The following is a 19,374-nucleotide window of genomic DNA, read 5'->3' on the forward strand; positions in this document are numbered from 1 at the left end:
TCCCTGACGGAGCATCAACCGAACCAGTGACCGAATCCCAAAACCACCCCACACTGACCACGACCCTGCTATCGTCTGAAGACGACCACCCGGACACGCTCCCGTGCATCACATAAGGGCACTGTGTAGAGCGACCGGAACGGGCAGACCCCCGGCAGGGGATGGGAGTGGGGAACCGATGAGCGCACCGCGTGAACTCCGTCCGCATCAGGTAGAGGCCGTGGAAGCGGCTGTCAGCGCCCTTGACACGCCACCCGCTGGAATCCCCGCAGACGGCTTGCGGGCGTCTGTGGTGGCGGCGTGCGGTACCGGAAAGACGCTCATTGCCGCGCATTCCGCGCTGCGGATCGCTAAGGGCGGGCGGATTCTGGTGATGCTGCCGACTCTGGATCTGCTGACGCAGACGGTAAGGGAATGGCGTGCGGAAGGTCATGACGGAAAGTCAGTGGCGGTGTGTTCGCTGGATGACGACGCTGGATTGTTTGCGGCGGGGGTGCGGACGACTACCAATCCGGTTGTGCTTGCCGAGCGTCATGGGAAAGGCCCGGTGACGATGTACGCCACGTATGCGTCATTGCCGGTCCTCACCAAAGCGTTCAGTGGAGAGTACGGCCCGGCAATTCAGCCATTTGACCTCGTGGTCGTTGATGAGGCGCACCGGACGTCGGGGAGTCTGGGGAAGGCGTGGGCGGCAATTCACCGGCAGTCGGAGATTCCGGCGGCGCGGCGGTTGTATTTCACGGCGACGCCTCGGGTTTGGCGGGAGCGTCCGCCGAGCTGGGAGGTGCGGGAGGGGGCGCGGGACCGGTTGCCGGCGGAGTTGGCGTGCTCGATGGATGACGAGTCGGTGTTCGGGCCGGTCGTGTACGAGCTGGGGCTGGCGGACGCCATCAGTCTGGGGTTGCTGGCCCGGTATCGGATTCTCGTGGTGGAGATGCGTGACCCGGTGGTGACGCCGGAGCGGCTGTCGGGGCCTGGGGCGCGGGAGGAGGAGGTGCGCGGGCAGCGGCTCGGGGCGCTCCAAGCGGCGTTGCTGCGGACGGCGGCCGATCACGGGTTGCAGAAGATCATTACTTTCCATCACCGCACGGTGGAGGCCGAGGCGTTCTCCAAGGGGCTGGAGAAGAAGGCGGCCGAATTGCACGCGTCTGATCCGGAGAAGTACCCGGCCTCGGTGTGGGCGGGATGGCTGCGCGGTGAGCACGAATCGGACCACCGGGCGCAAGTTTTGGGGAAGTTCGGCGGTACGGCGCATCGTGCGGTGCTGTCGAATTGCCGGGTTTTGGGTGAGGGGGTGGACTGTCCGGCGGTGGATTCGGTGGCGCTCCTTGATCCCAAGGGTTCGTCCGTCGATATTGTTCAGGCGATTGGGCGGGCGCTGCGTCAGAAGCCGAATTCCGGAAAGGTCGCTTCGCTGATCGTGCCCGTGTTTCTGGGGCCGGATGAGACCCCGGACGACATGGTCACTTCCGCGTCGTATCGGCCTTTGGTAAAGGTGTTGGCGGGTTTGCGGGCGCACGATGAACGTGCGGTCGAATTGCTCGCCCTCCCGCAGGAGAACTCGCCACGTGAAGAGGGCGAGTGGATCGGTCCGGAGCCTGAGGAGGGCGAGGAGGAATCGCGGATGCTGCTGCGGTTTTCCTCGCCCCGGGATCCGGCCGCGGTCGCCGATCTGGTGTCGCTGCGCGTGATCGACACCGAACGGCAGGACTGGACGCGGGGGTACTGGGCGGCGCGGCGGTGGTCCTCGCGCGAGGGACACCTGCGGGTGCCGCTGGGTGCGGAGATGGGAACGGATCGCGGGGCGTATCCGCTGGGACGGTGGATCCGTCGGCAGCGGGCGGCGTACGCGTCCGGTCAGCTCGACGGACTGCGGGCGGCGCGGCTGGAGCGGCTCGGCATGGTGTGGGACCCGGCCGAGGCCGAGTGGCAGGACAACGTGGCGGCGGCGCGGCTGTACATGGGGCGGTACGGGACGCTGGCCGCTCCGCGCGGCGCGGTGGTCGTAGAGCCCGGGGGTGAGGCTGCGCGGGCGCTGGAAGGGCCGTCAGGGGCCACAGGACGCCCGATCGGGCAATGGCTGTCCAACTGCCGCCGCCCCGGCGCGCTGAACGACGAGCGGGCCGCACAGCTCACCGCCATCGACCCGGACTGGCGCCCGGCATGGCCCATCGACTGGCAGCGCCACTACGCGGGCGTACGGGCCCTGGTGACCGGCGGCGGCGCGGCCGTCGACGAGATCGTGCCCGGGGTTAGCGTGCACGGCGCCGACGTCGGACAGTGGCTCCAGCGGCAGCGCGAGACGTGGGCCGAGCTGTCGGAGGCGCAGCGCGAGCGGCTGGCCGCGCTCGGAGTCACGCCACCCGAACCCACCACGGTCGCGCCGAAGGCCGGCGGACGGGCGGCGGCATGGGAACGCGGCGTCGCCGCGGCCCGCGCCTACCTCGCACGCGAAGGCACCCTGACGGGCGTCTCCCGAGCGCATGTCGAACGGGTCGTACACGAGGACCAGGAGCACGACGTGAAACTCGGTGTATGGCTTGCGAACCAGCGCAGCCGACACGCGACACTCCCCGCCGACCGTGTGGCCGTCCTCACCGAGCTCGGAGTGATCTGAAGAGCCGGAACGCAACAGAGGGGGACGCCCTGACGGGGCGTCCCCCTCTGTTGGCTGTCCCGGCTCTGACCTTTGCACGTCCGGTGCGTCTGGGCGGCCATTGACGTTTTCCCACGTCAGACAGGCACGGAATACCGTATCCACTGACCTACTGCACCCCTGTATGCAGGGGTGCAGTAGGTCAGTGGATACGGGGCCGCGGAGGAACCGCTACGGCCTCACGGTGCCCCGTGCTTACTGCTGTACTGCTTGCAGGTCGTCCATGACCGCTTTGGACAGCGCCCTGCGAAGCTCCGGATCACCATGCAAGTCCGTGAGCCGGCCAACCAGAGCCCGGATCACTTCAGCCGCAGGCACGTCCACCAGGCCCAGCTCATCCGCCGCCATCCCGGTCCATGCCCGCAGCCTCCGCCGCAGAACGGGAGTCATGTCCACCGTCAGCCGCACGGGCTTGGTCCTCACGGCGGTCTGCCGAGCCGGTCCGTTCTCTGTTGCTTTCTCTGCTGTGCTCATGATCGCGCACCCTACCAATGCAGTGCCTACGCAAGCACGGCACTACTGCAAACGCAGAGGACGGCCCCTTGCGGTTGAGCCGAACCCGGAAATTTTGCCGGGTTCGGCTCAACCACGGGTGCCGTCCTCCATGACGTGGGACGGGACAGTGACCTTTGCGAGGATGCGGCCGACCTTGCGGAGGCGCTCCTGAAGATGCTCAGCATCGACGTCCGGCCGTTGCATGGCAGCACTCTTATCCATGAGCACCACGTTCAGGCGCTCCAAGGCCTGCTCCGCGGCGCGAACGGCACCCACGAGGGGATCGGTTCCTTCCCGCGGCCGTGGGCCCCTAGGCGCCTTGTCGGGGGCTGCCGTCGGCGCGGGGATGGAGGGTTGAGGGGCGTGGATCTCGTGCCAGCGGACGGCGACCGCGTGGCGGCGTTCTTCCGGAGTTTCGACGGCCGCCGCCTCGATGGCTTTGGCGACTCTGGCCGTGATCTGGTGTGCGGCGAGACGCATCTGCCCGGACTCGAATGCCTCCCGCAGCATCACGTAGTCGCGGGCGGCCTGCTCGTCGGAGGTGCTGTCGGCGTACTCGAGCATGGCCCGGACGTGGGAGGCCGGCGCGGGCTTCCCGAGTGCATCCTGCACCGCTTTGGACAGCCGCCATTCCTCTTGCAACCGACGCGCCTCCCGCTCGGTCATCCCGTCATGCTCGGCTGCGAGGTACTGAGGCCACGTACGGGATCCGTCCCCGCGGTGCAGACGACGACGACGCACAATCTCCAACGAGCGGCCCAGCAGCCACTGTGCTGAGCGTGCATTGTCGATGGCACGGTGACACTCGCCCAACAGTTCCTGCTCCTCGGGGCTGAGCGGACCGTTCGCCTCCCCTGCCGCCACATCACGCTCCGGCAGAGTGGCTGCCCAGTGAGCGAGCGTGAACGGCTGATCACGCAGCCCCACACCAGCCGATGACCGCGGCAAGGCGCTTCCCGCAGAGGTGCTCGGAGTCGAGTCGTGCGTTTCCGTCGTGCGTGTGGCGGTCGTGGCTGCCGCGCCAGCGCGCAGGTCCCGACGCCTAGCCATTCTTGATCAAGCCCTTTGCCTCCATCTCCGTGACCAGCTCCCCGAACGGACCCCGTGAGGCGCGTTCCACGGGGAATGCCGTTGCTTGCTTGAGCTCATCCAGGTTCGGAATCATCACCGTGAAGACGTTCCACCCGGAATCACGCAGCATGCCGCGAATGTCCTGAGCCGAACGCACGCCGGTCCTTACGCGGTTGAGGAGGATCCACACCGGCGGTGCTTGCCGGTCGGGGCGTGTGAAAGCGGAGCGGGCGACGATCTCGGCCACGGGGGTGGAGGTGCGCGGCTCGGTGACCCTCTGCCAGTCGGCCATGGACGGCTCCATGTGCACGATCGCCAAGTCGGCCACCTTTAGCACGCTGTCCGCAATGTGCGGGTGGTTCTCGGTGTGGCCGACATCAACGATGTCGATCCCGTCCTTGAGAGGCGTCACGTCAGTCGCAAAGGTCGCGCTGGCGTTCCTTTCGACAGGGAAGGGGAAGCCATCGGCGGCTTCCGACCACTGCGTGAGGTGCTGGGACTCGTCGGCGTCCCAAGCCCGAACCGGGTAGCCGGCCTCGTGAAGGGCATGGGCCATCATGCCCGTGTCCGTGGTCTTGCCCATACTGCGGGGGCTGATGTTGGCAATCAACACGGCGGCTTCTTTCCCTCGGCTCGGCACTGGCCCGCACGATGGTGCCATGCCCGAGGAACCGACAAGGGCCCTCACGCCTGAGACGGCCCCACAAAGATTGATCCACGCGATGAGTCGCCCCCAAACGCACGATGGCCCGTACCCCTGGCGCCTGAGCACTGGGGGTACGGGCCATCAGCCGTAGCAGATCTGGTGATGTCAAAGCAGCGGGGTATAGCTCTGCTTGAGGCGCTTTCCGGTTTCGATGTCGGTGGCTGTCCGGTCGGGGCGGAACTCGATGGTGCGGCGTGGGGCCCGGGAGCCTCGTTTCCAGTGGGGGCCGCCGACCGCGACGGTCAACCGGACCGGCTGGTAGTGATCCTTGACCGGGACTTTCACCTCCAGCCGGATCGGCATAGGGATCTGCCCCTCCTTGGGAGGAGATGTCTCCTCTTCCGCGGTCTGGCTTCCTGAGTCGATGCGGATGTACTTCGGTTCCACCTCCGAGTCGACCCAGGCTGACAGGATGACGGACCGGCCGTCCTTGCTCCACGCTGCCAAGGTTTCGATCTTGGCCCCGTCGATGTTCAGATCTGTGGCTGATACGCCCTTGTACGCGGCTGCTTTTTGCTTGCTGTCCTGGCGGTGTTCCTCGTCCGAGGCGTTCTGCCACACGCCCGCGACCGCGATGGACAGGACCGCAATCACGGCGGCGTAGGGCCAGGTGCGTCGTCGCGTCGGCGGTGCCGGTGTGTCCTCGGGAGCCTGTGCGAGCGATCCGGGCTCGGGCCCGCGGTGCCATTCCGGGTCCGTGCCAGCGCCGGTCTTCTCGAACCAGTCGACGTCTTTCCCCATACGTGCGACGGTAGCGCGGAGTTGTACTGCTCGTTCCGGGCTCCCGCACAGTTCTGCCACCCGGGCCCGGGTCGACAGCCACGACACCGCCTGGTCCGAGTTGATCCCGTGGGCGGTGATGTCCTCGCGTTCGCCGATGGCGGCGAGTTGGGCGGCTTCGCTGCAGCGGCCTTCCCTAGCAGCCTGGAGAACATCCTGGTGCCGGGTGTCGATGACGTTCGGAGGCATCTCCCAGTCCCAGTCCCGGTCACCGTCGCTGGTGTCCTGCTCGACTGGTGCCAGGAGGTCCTCGCCCTGGTCCTCGTCGCCGACGACGTCAGGGTCCGTCGGAGCCACCGTTTCCTGTTCGATGGCCAGGGCCTGTTGTGCCTTGCGGCGCCGGGACGACGTGTCGGTCAGCCTGGCCTCTTCCTCAGTGAGGACGGTCTGGACGATGTCGACGTAATCCGGGCCGACCTTCCACACGGCTTGTCCCGGCTCCAAGGTCGGAATCTTCTTGATGGCCCAGGCGGGCAGCCCGAGCAGGGCACCGACGATGGCGGCCTCTTCGGGGCCCAGGCGTCCGACATGGGCAATCTCGCAGAGTCGGGCCAGGTCTTGGGCACGGCCTTCGCCAAGGTCGGACAGCGTATGCATGACCACCTCCAGCGACAAGGCGGCCTTACGGCTGTTCTTCAACAGCCGTTGGATCAGCTCGCTTGTGGCGGGGGACAGGAGGATCTGCCAGGCCTCTTCGAGCACCAGGTGGCGGTGCACGGCCGTCGACTGCCGAAGCCACACATGCTCGACCCAACAGGCGATCGCAGCCATGAGAGCGGGGATCGCGGGGCTGTTGCGGTCGAGACTGGAGAAATCGAAGCTGATGATGGGCAGATCGGTCGGAGGCAGACCCGCTGCCGGGCCATCGAACAGGCCGCGCAACGAGCCTTCGGTGTAGCGGGACAGAGCGATGGCCACGCCCTCGCCCCACCCTGCGATCTTGTCGGCCGGCCAACGGCCGTCCTCCGGGCTGACCAGGGCATCGACCAGCCCGCCGAGAGTGCCGGCCTTGGGGCTGTTGAGGGCGTGCTGGAGAGCATGAGTGGACTGGGGGGTGAGCGCTCCGGGTTCGACAGCGGCGATCAGCGATCGGATCAACTGTTCGCGTACATCAGGCTGGAACTCTGGCGAGCAGGGATTCAGGGTGAAGGCGCCTGCTTCGATGATCAGGCCACCGAGGGATTCCGTGAGCTTCCCCCACTCGCCTGCGGCCGTCTCCTCTCCGAAGCTGTCGATGACGACGTACTGGTGGTCGTGGTGCAGGATCTCGCGGCGGCTTCGCACCTTCGCCGTGGTGGACTTGCCCGAGCCGAGCCCGCCCAGGGCCAGGGAGTTGGTCGCCGGAAGGATGCTGGCGTCGACCAGGACGGGGGTCAGGTGGAAGGGTCGGCCGTCGGTCTCGGAGCGGCCGATCTGGATGCCGGGAAAGTGGGAGTTGGCTGCGACCAGCGGCGCCGTGATGGCGGCCTGCGTCGCGGGCAGACGGATCACAGGATGGCCCCTTTCCGTGTGGGTGCTCCGTGCGGGGTGGTCATGACGTGGGCTCGGACCTGTTGGCCAGAAAGCCAGTCCAGAGAGATCCGGTGCCGGTCGGCAAGCAGGGAGGCATCCCAGCGCGCGTCCGTGACCGCCTCGGGACTGTCGCCCCACACGGTCAGGTAGGCGTCGACATCGACCAGGGACGCACCTTGCACGAGCGCGTCGTGTGTGGTGCCGCTGGCCGCGTCGTTCGCGTCCTGCTTGATCTTGTCGGTGGTGAAGGCCCCGGCTGCAGCGTCCTGCCACTTCGCGGAGCGGCGGGACTGTCCGGCGGGTAGCGGCCGGTAGAGCACCGCCAAGGAGCGGTCCGCGGTGCGGTCGGGGTCATCGCTCCTGCCGAGCAGCAGCTTGGGCATTAGGTCGCCGTCGGTCTCGGAGGGCCAGGAGGTGATGCGCGCCGTTGCTGCGTACCGGCCGTTCTCAAGTGCGGCCCAGCCGGAGGCGCGGTCGGTCACGGCCGGTACCGGCTCCGGGGTGATCGGGGCCAGCACGCCGAGGGCCGCGAACTCGCTCTCGATCGTGCTGATGACGCGCTCAGGGTGGCCGATCAGCCCTTTGGGGATGTGCACGGAAATCGTCTGCTCGTGGTCGGTGTAGTCGCCCACCGTGGCGTGGTGGGTGACGTGGACCTGGATGCCAGCGGTGCGGGCCTGGCCGGCCACGAAGGTCAGCGCCTTCGCGAATGCGGCGTGAAAGCCGGCCCGCAGGTACGGGTCCTGCATGGTGCCGTGGTGCGGGTACAGCGTCCACGTCCTGGTCGTGCCCGCGCTCGTGGCCAGGTCGGGGGTGGTGCGCTCCCGCCAATGCCGGACGCCGACCGCCACCCATCGGGCGATCGAGCGGCGTCCGGGCGCGATGTTGATCAGCCCGGCGATACCGGCGATGACTCCGAACGCCCACGCGGGCGGCGGGTTGAGCATCGCCGATGCCAGGATGGCGGCCCCTGCCCCGGCGTTCGTCTTGGTCAGCACGACCTCTGCGGGGCTGAGCCCGCGCTGGATAGCAGGGACGCGGTAGCCGGGGGTCAGGGAGTACACAGCAACTCTCCTTCTCTAGGGGGTGGTCGGTCCGCTCGACGCCGGACCGGGCGCCGGCGGCGAGCTGGGTGCCGAAGGCGTCGGCCCGGACGGGGCCGCGGGAGTCGACGCGGCGTGCGTCGTGCGGGAGGTGGTACGGCTCGGGGTGTGGGCGGCACGGGCCTCCCGTCGCGCGGCCATGACCCGCGCCTGACGCTCCGCATCCGTCTGGGTCTGGGCGATGGCCGATTCGGTCGTCAACCGCCCCGGCCGCCGCCGTTGCTTCACCCCGTACGCGGCGAACAGAACATCTCCGTCCTGAGCCATGGCGCGGCCCGGGGTGGCCACCACACGCGGACTGCGCGGGGTGTTCTCCTGCTCGTGGAAGTCCGGCACGCCCGCCTTGACGGCCGCTCGCGCGAACGGGTTGCTGGTGTGGCTCTCCACCATCGACCGTGCCGCACGGGCCACCCGGGGCCCGAAGTACGGGATCCCGTGGAAGATCATTCGCAGCATCAGGGCATCTGCGGCGACCAGCAGGACGGCGTCCATCACCAGCGAGCCCCCGAAGCCCTTCACGAACGGGCTGACCAGCAGCAGCGCGAACGGGGCGAACATCAGCCCCAGCAGCCGCATCGCCCACGTCTTGACCGCTGTCATGTCGCCCCCGCGTGCCAGCGACGCGAGCACCAGGGGTGCCATGCACACGAACGCGACGATCCCGAGCTGTCGCGTCATGAACACCAACGCCGCAAACGCCAGGGCGACCACGAGCGCGGAGACGATGATCAGGATGGCCAGTGGGTTTCCCGAATCCGCTCCGTTCTTCAGGTCGTTGCTGATGGTGGTGAACAGGGTGGATTCATTGCTGTTGAACGCGGCCTTGAACGCGCCGCTCACGGCCTTGTTCAGCAGCATCACCGCCCCGGGGACCGACGCCATGCCGGCGACGGCCGCGAGCGTCCACCCGGTGGATGCCCCCATCTGTTTCAGGCGGGGTGCGCCCTGCCAGGCGGTCACGGCGCACACGACGATCACGCACACGAAGATGGCGACCGCGAGGTGCTGACCGAGCCACAGAAACGGCGCATACAGCCCGTCCCTGGAGTCGTCGGGCGCCCAGGCTTTCTCCGGTGCGACAAGGCCGTTGATCTTCTTGATCAGGTATTCGGCGAGGTCTTTGACGTGGTCGGAGGCTCCGTCGGTGAGGCCCCTTTCGCCCTGTGTGGGGGCGTCGGGTGGGGCCTCTCCGTCCCTGGCCCGTTCGCAGTACTCCCGTGCCACGCCCTTGATCAGGTTGCAGGGGTCTTTGTCCGGCATGACGGATCAGCCCTTGGCGTCGGTCACGGTCGAGAACAGGGTGTCGCCGTAGAGGGCGAGGACGACAGCGACGAACAGCGTTCCTACGGCCATCGAGCCCTTCCGCAGTGCGCCCTTGGGGTCGTTGGACAGCTGGAGCAGCATGCGGAGCGCGATGATTGCGATCACGGCGGCGATGCCCTTGGTGACCAGGCCGCCGCCGGTGAGGCCGATGGTGTCGAAGAAGTCTTTGAATCCGCCGGACATGTCGATGGGCTTGGCGAGCGTGATGGACTTGAACATGGGTCAGATCTCCTTGCTGTGGTCGGGTACGGGTCGTGCGACGCCGAACAGGTCGGGCATCGTGTCCATGGGTGAATAGCGGACCTGGGTGCCGGGCCGGGGGGCGTCGATCATCCAGCCGCCGCCGACGTAAATGCCGACGTGATGAATTCCGGCGGCACTTGAGCCGTAGAAGACGAGATCTCCCGGGCGTACTTGTCCGGGCTTGAGCGGTTCCGACGCGGCGTATTGCGCGGCTGCCGTGCGGGGCAGGCTGATACCGGCCTTCGCGTAGGCGTAGAGAACCAGCCCGGAGCAGTCGAATCCGGTGATGGATTGTCCGGAACGGCCGCTGGGCGAGCAGCAAATCCCCGTGCTGGGACCGCTCGCGTTGCCGCCACCCCACGAATATGGGGTGCCGAGCATGGCGTTCGCCGCGTTGACGGCGGTGGCGGCCTGTGTCGTGGTTGCGGTTTTACCGGCGCCGGTTGGCTGCTTGGCGAGTGCGGTAATGGTCCGGACGTAGTCCTGTGTTTCCCTGATGGGAGGGACGCCACCGGCTTTGCGGACGGCGTAGCTCCCGGCGTTGTAGGCGGCGAGCATATTGCTCTGCTGACTGCCGGGAACGTCTTTGACTTCTTTGGCGACGGTACACAGGTATCGGGCCGATGAGGGGATCGCATCCTCGGGATCCCACACGTCCCGTTTTCCGTCGCCGTTGCCGTCGATTCCGTGGCTCTCCCACGTGGACGGCATGAATTGCGCGATTCCCTGTGCTCCGACCGGTGACCGCGCTTTCGGGTCGAATTCTGATTCCTTTTTGAGGAGCGCGGCGAGCAGGTTCGGGCTGATCTCGGGGCAGGCGTGTCCCGCCTTCTCGATCAGCGCTTGGTAGTCCGCGGGGACGGACACGCTGAGTGCCGCGTCTATGGGGTTGTCGCCGGCTGCTTGCACGAGTGCGGCGACGACGACGGCCGCGGTCGCTCCCACGCCGATCGTGACGGCTAAAGAGCTGCGCAAGGTCTCCCCCCTCTCTCCTGAGATATTCGAGTATTTGTGCTGGTCAGAACCGCCACACGTGACCGTCACGGCACCGTCATGGGACCGCCACAGGGGGCCGATTGACCGCCACCCAGCAGGCTGGGGTGGCGGTGGTCTGGCGGTGCTGTGGCGGTGGTTTGGCGGTACCTGGTGGCTGTCACGAACCGGACATAAGGGCTGCGGTGAGATCGGCGAGCCGGTACCCCCGCACCCCCTTCGGTCCCCTGTCGGCGGAGACCCCGAGCAGCTTCGAAAGCTGCTTTCCGCGCTCCGTCGGATCGGTTTCTGTGATCCCGAGAGCCGGGGCCATCTCCGAAGTGGGCATGAACTCCACACCCTTGCTCCGCATCAGGTCGACGGCCTTTTTGACCGGGGATACCGGTGCCGCTTCGAGCACCCTCTCTTGCCGGTCGTGAACCTCGTCGACGATTTCCCAGATGAAGTCGTCCTCGAAGTTGAACCCCCGGATGAGGGTGGAAACGCCGTGCGCGAAAAGGACACCCTGACCCTTGATGTTCGAGTCGAGGAGCACCGGGTTAATGGGTGCGACCGTTTCGAAATACGTGTCGCCGAGGGCGACTTTCGCGGTTCCTTCGGATGCCACGTAGAGGCACATCCGGTAGAGGAACTGGTCCCGCACCATGACCGGGATCGCGTTCTGGGCCGGGCGCTGCGTCAGCATGACCGTGGAAATTCCGGACTCCAGGGCCTTGGCGACCAGCGAGCGAGCTTTCTCCGCTACCCGGCGCGCCTGTTCCTTCCCGTCGTCCGTTCCGTCGTGGGTGAAGAAGTCGGCTGCCTCGTCGACGATGAAGAACACCGGCCTGAAAACCGGCGCGGGCCGCCGGTTCCGGATGGCGTCCTGGATCTCTGTATACCGGCCCTCTACACGCCCGTTGAGCTCATCGAGCATGTTTTCCATGACGGCCGGTTTGTCGGACGCCTCGTAGCGGACGGCGATCTTTTCGAACCTGGTGAGCCCGCAGTGTTTCCCGTCGAGCAGATACAGGTCGAATTCGCCGTACGCAATGAGCAGGCACGTGATGAGCCCGTTGATGAGCGTGGTCTTGCCCATCTGCGTCATGCCGCCGACCAGTAGCGACGCCTTGTCGAACGTGCCGACCCCGGCGAGCTGGCCGGTGACGTCGTGCCCGAACGTCACCCCGTCGAACGTCTCGATCTCGCGCCGGGTCGGCGCAGGGAACGGACGGGTGAACGGGGGCTCGTTGAGCACCAGGAGCCGTACCCGGCGCTCGTTGGTGCGGCTGCGCTCCAGCTTGGTATGCAGGCGGGTGACAGCGAACACGCCGGCCACGTTCCCGAGCCGCTTCTCAACGTCCTTGTACGTGCGGCCCTTCGGCACCAGAAAGTCATAGACCTTGCCGGTCTGCACCGGCTCGATCGTGACCTCATCGGCCCGGATCACTTCTTCCCGGCCGATGGCCCCGGCCGTGGTAAGCGCCGCAGTCAACTCCGGGTGCACCGGAACGTCTTCAGCGTCCGTCTGCGCCTCGTCCAGCACCGCGTCGGGCGCTTCCTGCTTCAGAGCCGTCGCGGGCTGCGTGTCGCCTGCCCAGAGCCGTTTGAGGCCCGTACGGACCTTCCAGGCCCCGTAGCCGAGCGCGACCAGCACACCGGCGGTGAGCAGCACGGTGGCCGGCCAGGACAAGCCCAGCTTGTCTTTGATGGCGGCGAGGATCCCGAACGCGATGGCCAGGCCGCCGATCGCACCCGCAGCCTGCCCGTACGAATCCTCCCCTTGCTGTTGCCTTTTCCTCCCCACACCCCCTCCTTCTTTTCGATCATGAGCAGGCGAGCATAACTCGCACATGCCTTCGAATTCCTGGGATTTCTTAGGGTTTCTGCGGTGCTCGCCGGGTCTGCTCCCCGGGTCTGCGAACGCGGTGTTCGCTCGCCGGGTCACTCACCGGGTCTGCACCGCCTCGACTGCGGCGTGTTGGTGTTCCGGCAGTCGCAGCAAGGGCCAGCCCGCACAAGGTGCGGGCTGGCCCTCACTGGTGGTGCCGGACGCTTGGTCAGGCGCCCGCGTCCTCGGGCTCTTCCTCGCTCTCGCTGTCCTCGCTGCGCTCCTCCTTCGACAGCAGCGCAACCCACGCGCGGCGCACCCTCTCCTCACTGCCGACGAAGCCAGCGCGGCGGAAGGCGTCGCGGGCCTGGCGGTAGGACAGCGGCGGGTCGTCGCAGTAGCGCAGGTGCCGCAGCACAACGTCCATCTGCCCGTCGGTCAGCTGCTCGCCGGGCTTCGGGACGGGCACGCCCGCGACGGCCGCGAGTTCGGCGAGCATGACGGCCTGTGCCGCCTGGTGTGCCGGTGTGCCGCCTGGTGTGCCGGATTCCGTTGACGGCGCGCTGACCTGCGTGCCGGTCCCGATGGCGACCGTGCCGGGCAGGGCGGGCGCGGTGGGCGTCCACTGCCCGAGTACCGGCAGACGGATCCCCGCCACAGAGGCCGGCAGCACCTTCTCGGCAACTGTCTTCGCGGTGGCCTCGGCCTGCTCGTGCAGCTCCTTGGTCATGGACTGCTGCGCCGCGAGCACCGACAGGCGGTAAGCCGTCTCGGCCTCGGCCACCTTCTCTTCCAGCGCGGTAGCGAGCTCCAGCAGCTCGATGCGGTGCGCGGCCTCCGCCTCCATCTCCTCCAGGCGGTCCGCCACATCCTGGCGCTTGCCGTCGATGCGCTGCCGCGTCGCGGCCGACACCTTCCGCCCGAGCGAGGGGAGAGCGACCCACCAGGCGGCCTTGGTCGCGACGATGGCAATCGGGGTGAGGACCATGGCCAGGTCGAACCCGCCGGGCCCGGAAAAGATCAGGTGGAGCGTCGGGATCGCGGCGTTGACGGCCGTGAGTGCCAGACCGGCGCGCTGGACACGCCGAACGCGCCTGGTGTTGTTGCCGGCCAGGATCTCCGTCGCCTGGAACACCACCCACAGGGCATCCAGGGCGCCCACCGTCGGAACCGCCCAGCCCCCGAACCGGGGCTCAAGGATCTGGTAGCTCACGGCCACCGACAGGATCGCCACGCCCAGCGTGACGACCCCCAGGATGCTGAGCACCGTTCCGCGCGGGGACGGCTGCACATGCCAACTCTTGCCCTTGTTCACCGTGTTCTCCGTCCTTCTCTTCTCGTGTGGACTCCGCCGCCCCGCCCGGGGAAAGGGCGGGAACGACGGGCATAGCCGGGAAACTCAGCGCTGCTGCTTGGACTGGCGTTCGCGGTAGGCGTCCTGAAGCCGGGCGAACCGCTCGTGGACCGGCTGACCAGCCGAGCAGTCCTCACCGGCCTGGCAGGGCCCGCAGCCGTTGGTGTGCTCGGTCGAGGCCTCGAACGCCCGCATATAGCGGACGTACAGGTCGTCCGTAGGACGGGGGGTCATCGTCCGCTCACCCCCGACATGGCCTGTCCGTGGCGCTGAAGCTCGGCTTCCGCCTGGCGGCGGGCGGCCTCGGCGCGCTGCGCAGCTTCGGCGGCGTCCCTGGCCGCCTGCTCCTGGGGGGTCATGCGGCGCGCTCCGGGGCAACGGTGGCGGCTGCGATGATGGTCATGCGGATCATTTCCTTTGCTCTGGAGATCCGTGGACCCCCGGCACATATGGCGGTGCAACGCCGTGCCGGGGGTCGCGCCGTCTGTGCGGCGCGGTGAGCGGACAGGGACTCGCACCCGTGGCCCCACCCCTGGGGCCCTCTGAGATCCGCTCTCGGGCTGCCGTGCAGCCAGCCCCCCGCTCAAGAGCCCGCCAGCCGGAAGTCGCTGGTGAGGGGGTCTCTCGTCGTAGTGACGGCAGGGGCGCCGCGGCCCGAAGAATCAGTTCACTGTTGAGTTCTCAATCCACGGACGCTCCTGCACCGGCCTCCCGTCATTCGACGGCGGTTCCGAACCGCTGCGCGGCGTAGCAGTGCGCTAGTCCACTCAAAGCCATACGCCAAACGTTTGGCGTTTACGCATGTATTCACGCACACCCGGGCCACACCCGTCAAGCATCGCCAAACGTTTGGCGTTTGAGTTAGGGTGTGGGCAGCCTAGGGCTGATCAAGCCCACGAAAGGAGGAGGCCATGCCCGAGAACAGCGGCGGACAGAAACTCGGATTCCGCGAGATCGCAGCCACCCTGCGATCGGACATCGTGAACGGTCGCTACCCAACTGCGTCGCTGCTCCCGTCCGAACCAGAGCTCGCGGAGCGCTATGGAGCCTCACGCAGCCTGGTGAACCGAGCCATGAGTGTGCTTGCCGCCGAAGGGCTGGTGAGGCCGCGCCAGGGCCGAGGGACGATCGTCACGTGGCTCCCTCCGATGCTCCACTCCGCTGCTCGATACCGGAAAGCCAACCGTGAGCGCGGCGACGCGAAGGGGGCGTTTGACAGTGAGGTGCGGGCGCTGGGGCTGGAGCCGACACACGAGATCACCGTCGAGCGCGCGGAGCCACCGGCAGAGGTTGCTGACGCCCTGGGGCTGCCGCGCGGCGAGGTCAATTGCCTGGTCCGCCGTCGGCGCCTGCTCGCCAGCGGCATCCCTGTCCGGCTGAACGCCACATGGGTCCCGCTCTCAATCGCGGAGGACACCGTGCTTGAGGAGGCGGCACCAGTGATCAAGGGCGGCGTAAAGACGGCACTGTCTGATCTCGGATACCTGCAGACGGAGGCAACGGAGCGCATCGTGCCCAGCCGTCTCCCGACCGCGGCTGAGGCGCAGGCACTTGAGATCAGCAGGGAGCGCACGATCACCGACATCGTGCATACCGGCCTTACTGCAGACGGACAGGCCGTCGAAGTGACCACCACCCTTGCTCCCGCTCACTACCTCGTCATCGAGCACACGTTTCCGCTGAGCTGACAGGAACTCTCCCGTGATCACAGAATCCGTCACCCACTACTGCAAGAAGCTGTCCCAGCAGGGCTCCTTCCCGGCCTACGTTTACGAGCTGACGGCTCTCGCCCAGCACGCCAGCAGCATCCGGTCCGCGCTCTCTGGTCCCTCTGCCCCTGAGCTCTTCTACGCCGCCAAGGCGAACCCTGATCCGGCATTTCTGCGCACCCTCGCGCCATTCGTGGACGGGTTCGAGGTCGCGTCGGGGGGCGAACTGCGGCACGTCCTCGAGGCGGTTCCAGGCTCGCGCATCGCCTTCGGCGGCCCAGGCAAGACGGACCCAGAGCTGAGGGACGCGCTAGAGCTCCGAGTTGAGCGGATCCACGTGGAGAGCCCTCACGAGCTGAAGCGGCTGGCGAACCTGTCGCGATCTGTCGGCGGCGCGGATGTCATGCTGCGCGTGAACCTGGCCGGCAACCGGGCAGGAGCGGCACTCGCCATGACCGGACCGTTCGGGATGGACCTCGAACTCATCGAAGCATGCCGCAGCATCCTGGAGTCTGCCCCTTGGCTTCGGCTACGCGGCATCCACGCGCACCTCGCTTCCGGCCTGGATGCTGAAGCAATGCTGAAGCAGAGCGGGCAGATCCTGGCATGGGCGCGGCCTTGGCTCTCCTCGGCGGGAGTCGACACTCCCGAAATCAATCTGGGCGGCGGGATGGCCGTCGACTACGCCCGGCCGGGGCAGCGGTTCGACTGGCAGACCTACGCGGAGGGCATCGCGAAGCTGACGCAGGCGGGGGAGACGCTACGCATCGAGCCGGGACGCGCCATGGCCGTCTACGCAGGCTGGTATGTCACCGACGTCCTGGACGTGAAGAAGGCTCACGGCGAGTGGTACGCCGTGCTCCGGGGCGGCACGATGCAGATCCGTACGCCGGTCACGAAGGGCCACGACCACCCGTTCACGGTTCTGCCCGGCGGGTCTCAGGAAGGGCCTGCAGTCGAGAACGCGCCGGTGACGTACGTGGGGCAGCTCTGCACACCGAAGGACGTGTTCGCGAGGTCAGTCCCGACCGACCGCATCGCGGTCGGTGACGTCATCGCCTTCTCGATGGCCGGCGCCTACGCGTGGAACATCTCCCACTACGACTTCTTGATGCACCCGCGACCGACGTTCCACTACCTTCCGCAGTCCTGACCGGACTCGTTCCCCGTGACCGTGCTTGGGCCCTGACACAGACCACGGCCACGATTGGGGGAGGAACCAGGCTGCGCACGGGGCGTAGTGTCACCTGCACCAAACGTTAAAACCCGCCGTGGCTCCACTTGGGATTGCAGTCCCGGAGTGGCGGCGGGTGACCCACGCAGGTCTCCGGCGAGTGTACCCATGGGTGCGCCCCGCCACGCGACACGTCGCGAGGGAGGCCGGAAAGGACAGCCGGATGCCCGGCGAGTACGACGAGAACGCCGACACCAGCCAGCGCGCAGAGCTGTACGCCCCGGACAACGACGGGCTCTATACCAGCCAGCTCCACGACTGGATTCCCCTGTGCCCTGAGCTCCGGGACAGTGCCGTGCGCCTGTACTGGATCATGCGGGCTCTAGTGATCGAGAAGCACGGACCAGTCCGCAAGCTCAGTCTTCTGCAGCTCTGCTACCTCCTTCCCTCCAAGCCGGTGAAGCCCGGTGAGCCGGTGAAGCCGTCAAGTCTGGCGCGCATCCGCTCACTCCTCGCGGAGCTGTCCGCCGTGAAGTTGATCAGCACTCCCGAGGGTAAGCCGGTCAAGACGTCCAGCCGAGCGAGCGCGTCCGGTGCCCCTCTGCGCATCCGGATCAACGACCGGCCGCGAGGCGGCTACAGCGGCCCGCGCAACGCGTTCGCGCTCCTGGCCGAGGTGCGCAAGCCGGCTGCTGAGGCTGCCGAGCGAGCCGTGAAGAAGGAGCGGGAGCGCGCCGCGAAGAAGCAGGCCGAGCAGGCCGCCGGAGAAGCGGGCCAAAAATCTAGCCCGGAGGGGGCGGGCCAGATTTCTAGCCCGCGGGGCCAGATTTCTAGCCCGCGGGGCCAGATTTCTAGCCCGGATTCCCGCGCTGACCTGCAAGATCGCGAACTCCCGTTCAGTCCCCCCGCTCATACTCTCCGCTCAGACCAGACACCCCCTCCCGTCCGTCCGTCCGTGGAGGTAGCTGACGCGTGCGCGACGGATGGAAGGACGGACGGCGGAGGAGTCGATCAGCAGGAGGAGGCACTGCCGGGTGCGGCAACTGGTGGGGAGACGGCGGCGGCTGACGCCGCGCCGAACAGCGGCAGCAGCAGGGGGGCAGGTCTTGGGTCAGGGCCGGTGGCTGTCGGTCCGACTCCCGGGGTTCAGGTTCTCCGGGCGATCGCCGCGGAGTGCCCGCAGTGGACGATCACTCACGCTGAAACGCTGCGGGATCAGGGGCTGGTGGCTACCGGGATGCTGGCGAGCGGGTTTACCCCGCAGGAGATCCGGCACGCGCTGCTCTCCCGCCCGCTGCCGGACCGCATGACGCACACGGTGGGTGCGGTCGTTGCGCGACGTCTGCGGGATCTGTTGGCTGCCGGACCGGCCAGCACCGTTCCCGCGATTCCGGCGCAACAGGCCACCGCCGGGGAGCCGGGCAGCGATGACCGCGGCGGGCAGCCGAAGAGCTGGGCGGAGAAACGGGCGCGCCTGGCGGCCGAGGTCGCCGGGCAGGGCCGGCACCGCCCGTGCACGGGTGATGGCGGGTTCTGTCCGCGTCTGGCGCTTCCCGACTCCGACCTGTGCGGCCCCTGCCAGGGTGTGAATCCGATGTGCGTTTCAGGGTGCGGTCGGACCGTAGTTGCCACAGGTGACCGCTGCATCCCGTGCACGGCAGTTGGGGACGCCGACCCGGCAGAGGGACTGTGCCCCGGCCACGACGGGCCGTGCGGTCGCCCGGTGGTCACTGCCGGACTGTGTCACCGCTGCCTCGCTAAGGCGGAGGCAGCACGCAGGGCATCTGATGCCGAATGGGAAGCCACGCGCGCAGCGGCAGTTGCAGCAGCCCGCGCACAAGAGGCAGGAGCCCTCTAGGCGCGCCCCTGCGCGCCGATCTGACGCCCGCACGGCCTCCCGACGCTGGGGTGTCAGATCGGCGCGCAGGCGGACGCGTGCAGCCTCGGGCACCCGGAGCAGCGAACGCCGTGGCGGTGGTCCCCACCACCGCTACCCGGAGCTCATCGAGGAGCCCCGCAGCTTGATCGTTCTCAAGTTCACCGCGGTGAACTTGGCCCAGGATCCGCCGGATTGCAACTTACCGAGCACTCGCGTCCGAGGGTTCAAAAACAGGCACTCACGGTCCCACGGGCGGCACCCGGGAAGCGTCATTTGAGGCCCTGCGGGAAGTGCGGGAATTCGAGCAACAGAGTGAGGGCGTAGTGTGTTTGCACTGTGAGTGCGTGCGGCTTTGGTGGGATGCAAGAATTTCAGCAGCAGGGAAAGGGAGCTGCCCTTTCCCGACCTCTGCCGGGGGTCAGTCTGTTTCGATCGCTCTACACAGTGCGAGGTTATGATGCACGGGAGCACATCCGGATGGCTGCCTTGAGGTGTAGGCAGGGTGATTCTGGGTGTGGGGTGGTTTTGGGATTCGGTCACTGGTTCGGTTGATGCTCCGTCAGGGG

Annotated in this window: 16 protein-coding genes; 4 read left to right on the forward strand and 12 right to left on the reverse strand. The window is 67.5% G+C overall.

All coding sequences use genetic code 11. From position 1 onward, the window contains the following. Window positions 1-178: 178 nt before the first annotated feature. Window positions 179-2,617, forward strand: a complete 2,439-nt coding sequence (locus ACFU5O_RS36565) for a Helicase associated domain protein (protein ID WP_384247127.1) — start codon at window positions 179-181, stop codon at window positions 2,615-2,617. Window positions 2,618-2,851: 234 nt separating this feature from the next. Here the strand turns inward: ACFU5O_RS36565 and ACFU5O_RS36570 are convergent, their stop codons facing one another. The 12 genes from ACFU5O_RS36570 to ACFU5O_RS36625 all read right to left on the reverse strand — a co-directional run bounded on the left by ACFU5O_RS36570 (window position 2,852) and on the right by ACFU5O_RS36625 (window position 14,405). Next, entirely contained in the window at window positions 2,852-3,130 is a 279-nt protein-coding gene (locus ACFU5O_RS36570) for a hypothetical protein (protein WP_384247130.1), read from the reverse strand. Between the two features lie 108 nt (window positions 3,131-3,238). Continuing rightward, window positions 3,239-3,817 (reverse strand): hypothetical protein, encoded by a 579-nt coding sequence (locus tag ACFU5O_RS36575; protein ID WP_384247133.1) that lies wholly within the window; start codon window positions 3,815-3,817, stop codon window positions 3,239-3,241. Between the two features lie 376 nt (window positions 3,818-4,193). Then, window positions 4,194-4,835, reverse strand: coding sequence for a plasmid partition protein (locus tag ACFU5O_RS36580; protein ID WP_384247135.1), 642 nt, complete (start codon window positions 4,833-4,835; stop codon window positions 4,194-4,196). Between the two features lie 198 nt (window positions 4,836-5,033). Continuing rightward, window positions 5,034-7,199, reverse strand: coding sequence for a hypothetical protein (locus tag ACFU5O_RS36585; protein ID WP_384247137.1), 2,166 nt, complete (start codon window positions 7,197-7,199; stop codon window positions 5,034-5,036). After that, window positions 7,196-8,284 (reverse strand): hypothetical protein, encoded by a 1,089-nt coding sequence (locus tag ACFU5O_RS36590; protein ID WP_384247139.1) that lies wholly within the window; start codon window positions 8,282-8,284, stop codon window positions 7,196-7,198. Before ACFU5O_RS36590 ends, ACFU5O_RS36585 begins: the two co-directional genes overlap by 4 nt. A 15-nt stretch (window positions 8,285-8,299) precedes the next feature. Next, the gene (locus ACFU5O_RS36595) at window positions 8,300-9,583 is read right to left on the reverse strand and encodes a hypothetical protein (RefSeq protein ID WP_384247141.1); all 1,284 of its coding nucleotides are present in this window, start codon (window positions 9,581-9,583) and stop codon (window positions 8,300-8,302) included. Window positions 9,584-9,589: 6 nt separating this feature from the next. Beyond that, window positions 9,590-9,865 carry a hypothetical protein gene (locus ACFU5O_RS36600; protein ID WP_384247143.1) on the reverse strand — a complete coding sequence of 92 codons (276 nt, stop codon included), beginning with the start codon at window positions 9,863-9,865 and terminating at the stop codon, window positions 9,590-9,592. Between the two features lie 3 nt (window positions 9,866-9,868). Continuing rightward, window positions 9,869-10,864, reverse strand: a complete 996-nt coding sequence (locus tag ACFU5O_RS36605) for an NlpC/P60 family protein (protein ID WP_384247146.1) — start codon at window positions 10,862-10,864, stop codon at window positions 9,869-9,871. 178 nt (window positions 10,865-11,042) lie between these two features. Then, complete coding sequence (locus ACFU5O_RS36610; protein ID WP_384247149.1) at window positions 11,043-12,668, reverse strand: FtsK/SpoIIIE domain-containing protein; 1,626 nt, start codon at window positions 12,666-12,668, stop codon at window positions 11,043-11,045. Between the two features lie 253 nt (window positions 12,669-12,921). Continuing rightward, window positions 12,922-14,007: a hypothetical protein gene (locus tag ACFU5O_RS36615; protein ID WP_384247152.1), complete on the reverse strand. Its 1,086-nt coding sequence runs from the start codon at window positions 14,005-14,007 to the stop codon at window positions 12,922-12,924. 84 nt (window positions 14,008-14,091) lie between these two features. Further along, on the reverse strand, window positions 14,092-14,280 hold the full coding sequence (locus tag ACFU5O_RS36620; RefSeq protein WP_384247155.1) for a hypothetical protein: 189 nt from the start codon (window positions 14,278-14,280) through the stop codon (window positions 14,092-14,094). After that, on the reverse strand, window positions 14,277-14,405 hold the full coding sequence (locus ACFU5O_RS36625; RefSeq protein WP_384247157.1) for a hypothetical protein: 129 nt from the start codon (window positions 14,403-14,405) through the stop codon (window positions 14,277-14,279). Before ACFU5O_RS36625 ends, ACFU5O_RS36620 begins: the two co-directional genes overlap by 4 nt. A 552-nt stretch (window positions 14,406-14,957) precedes the next feature. Here ACFU5O_RS36625 and ACFU5O_RS36630 point away from each other — a divergent pair. The 3 genes from ACFU5O_RS36630 (at window position 14,958) to ACFU5O_RS36640 (ending at window position 18,787) form a co-directional block, all read left to right on the forward strand. After that, on the forward strand, window positions 14,958-15,734 hold the full coding sequence (locus tag ACFU5O_RS36630; RefSeq protein WP_384247160.1) for a GntR family transcriptional regulator: 777 nt from the start codon (window positions 14,958-14,960) through the stop codon (window positions 15,732-15,734). A 13-nt stretch (window positions 15,735-15,747) separates the two neighbouring features. Next, window positions 15,748-16,908: a type III PLP-dependent enzyme gene (locus tag ACFU5O_RS36635; RefSeq protein WP_384247162.1), complete on the forward strand. Its 1,161-nt coding sequence runs from the start codon at window positions 15,748-15,750 to the stop codon at window positions 16,906-16,908. Window positions 16,909-17,152: 244 nt separating this feature from the next. Further along, entirely contained in the window at window positions 17,153-18,787 is a 1,635-nt protein-coding gene (locus ACFU5O_RS36640; RefSeq protein WP_384247164.1) for a hypothetical protein, read from the forward strand. Window positions 18,788-19,374: the final 587 nt, after the last annotated feature.

It is taken from the genome of Streptomyces sp. NPDC057445 (genome assembly GCF_042802855.1).
In the GTDB taxonomy this organism is placed as follows: domain Bacteria; phylum Actinomycetota; class Actinomycetes; order Streptomycetales; family Streptomycetaceae; genus Streptomyces.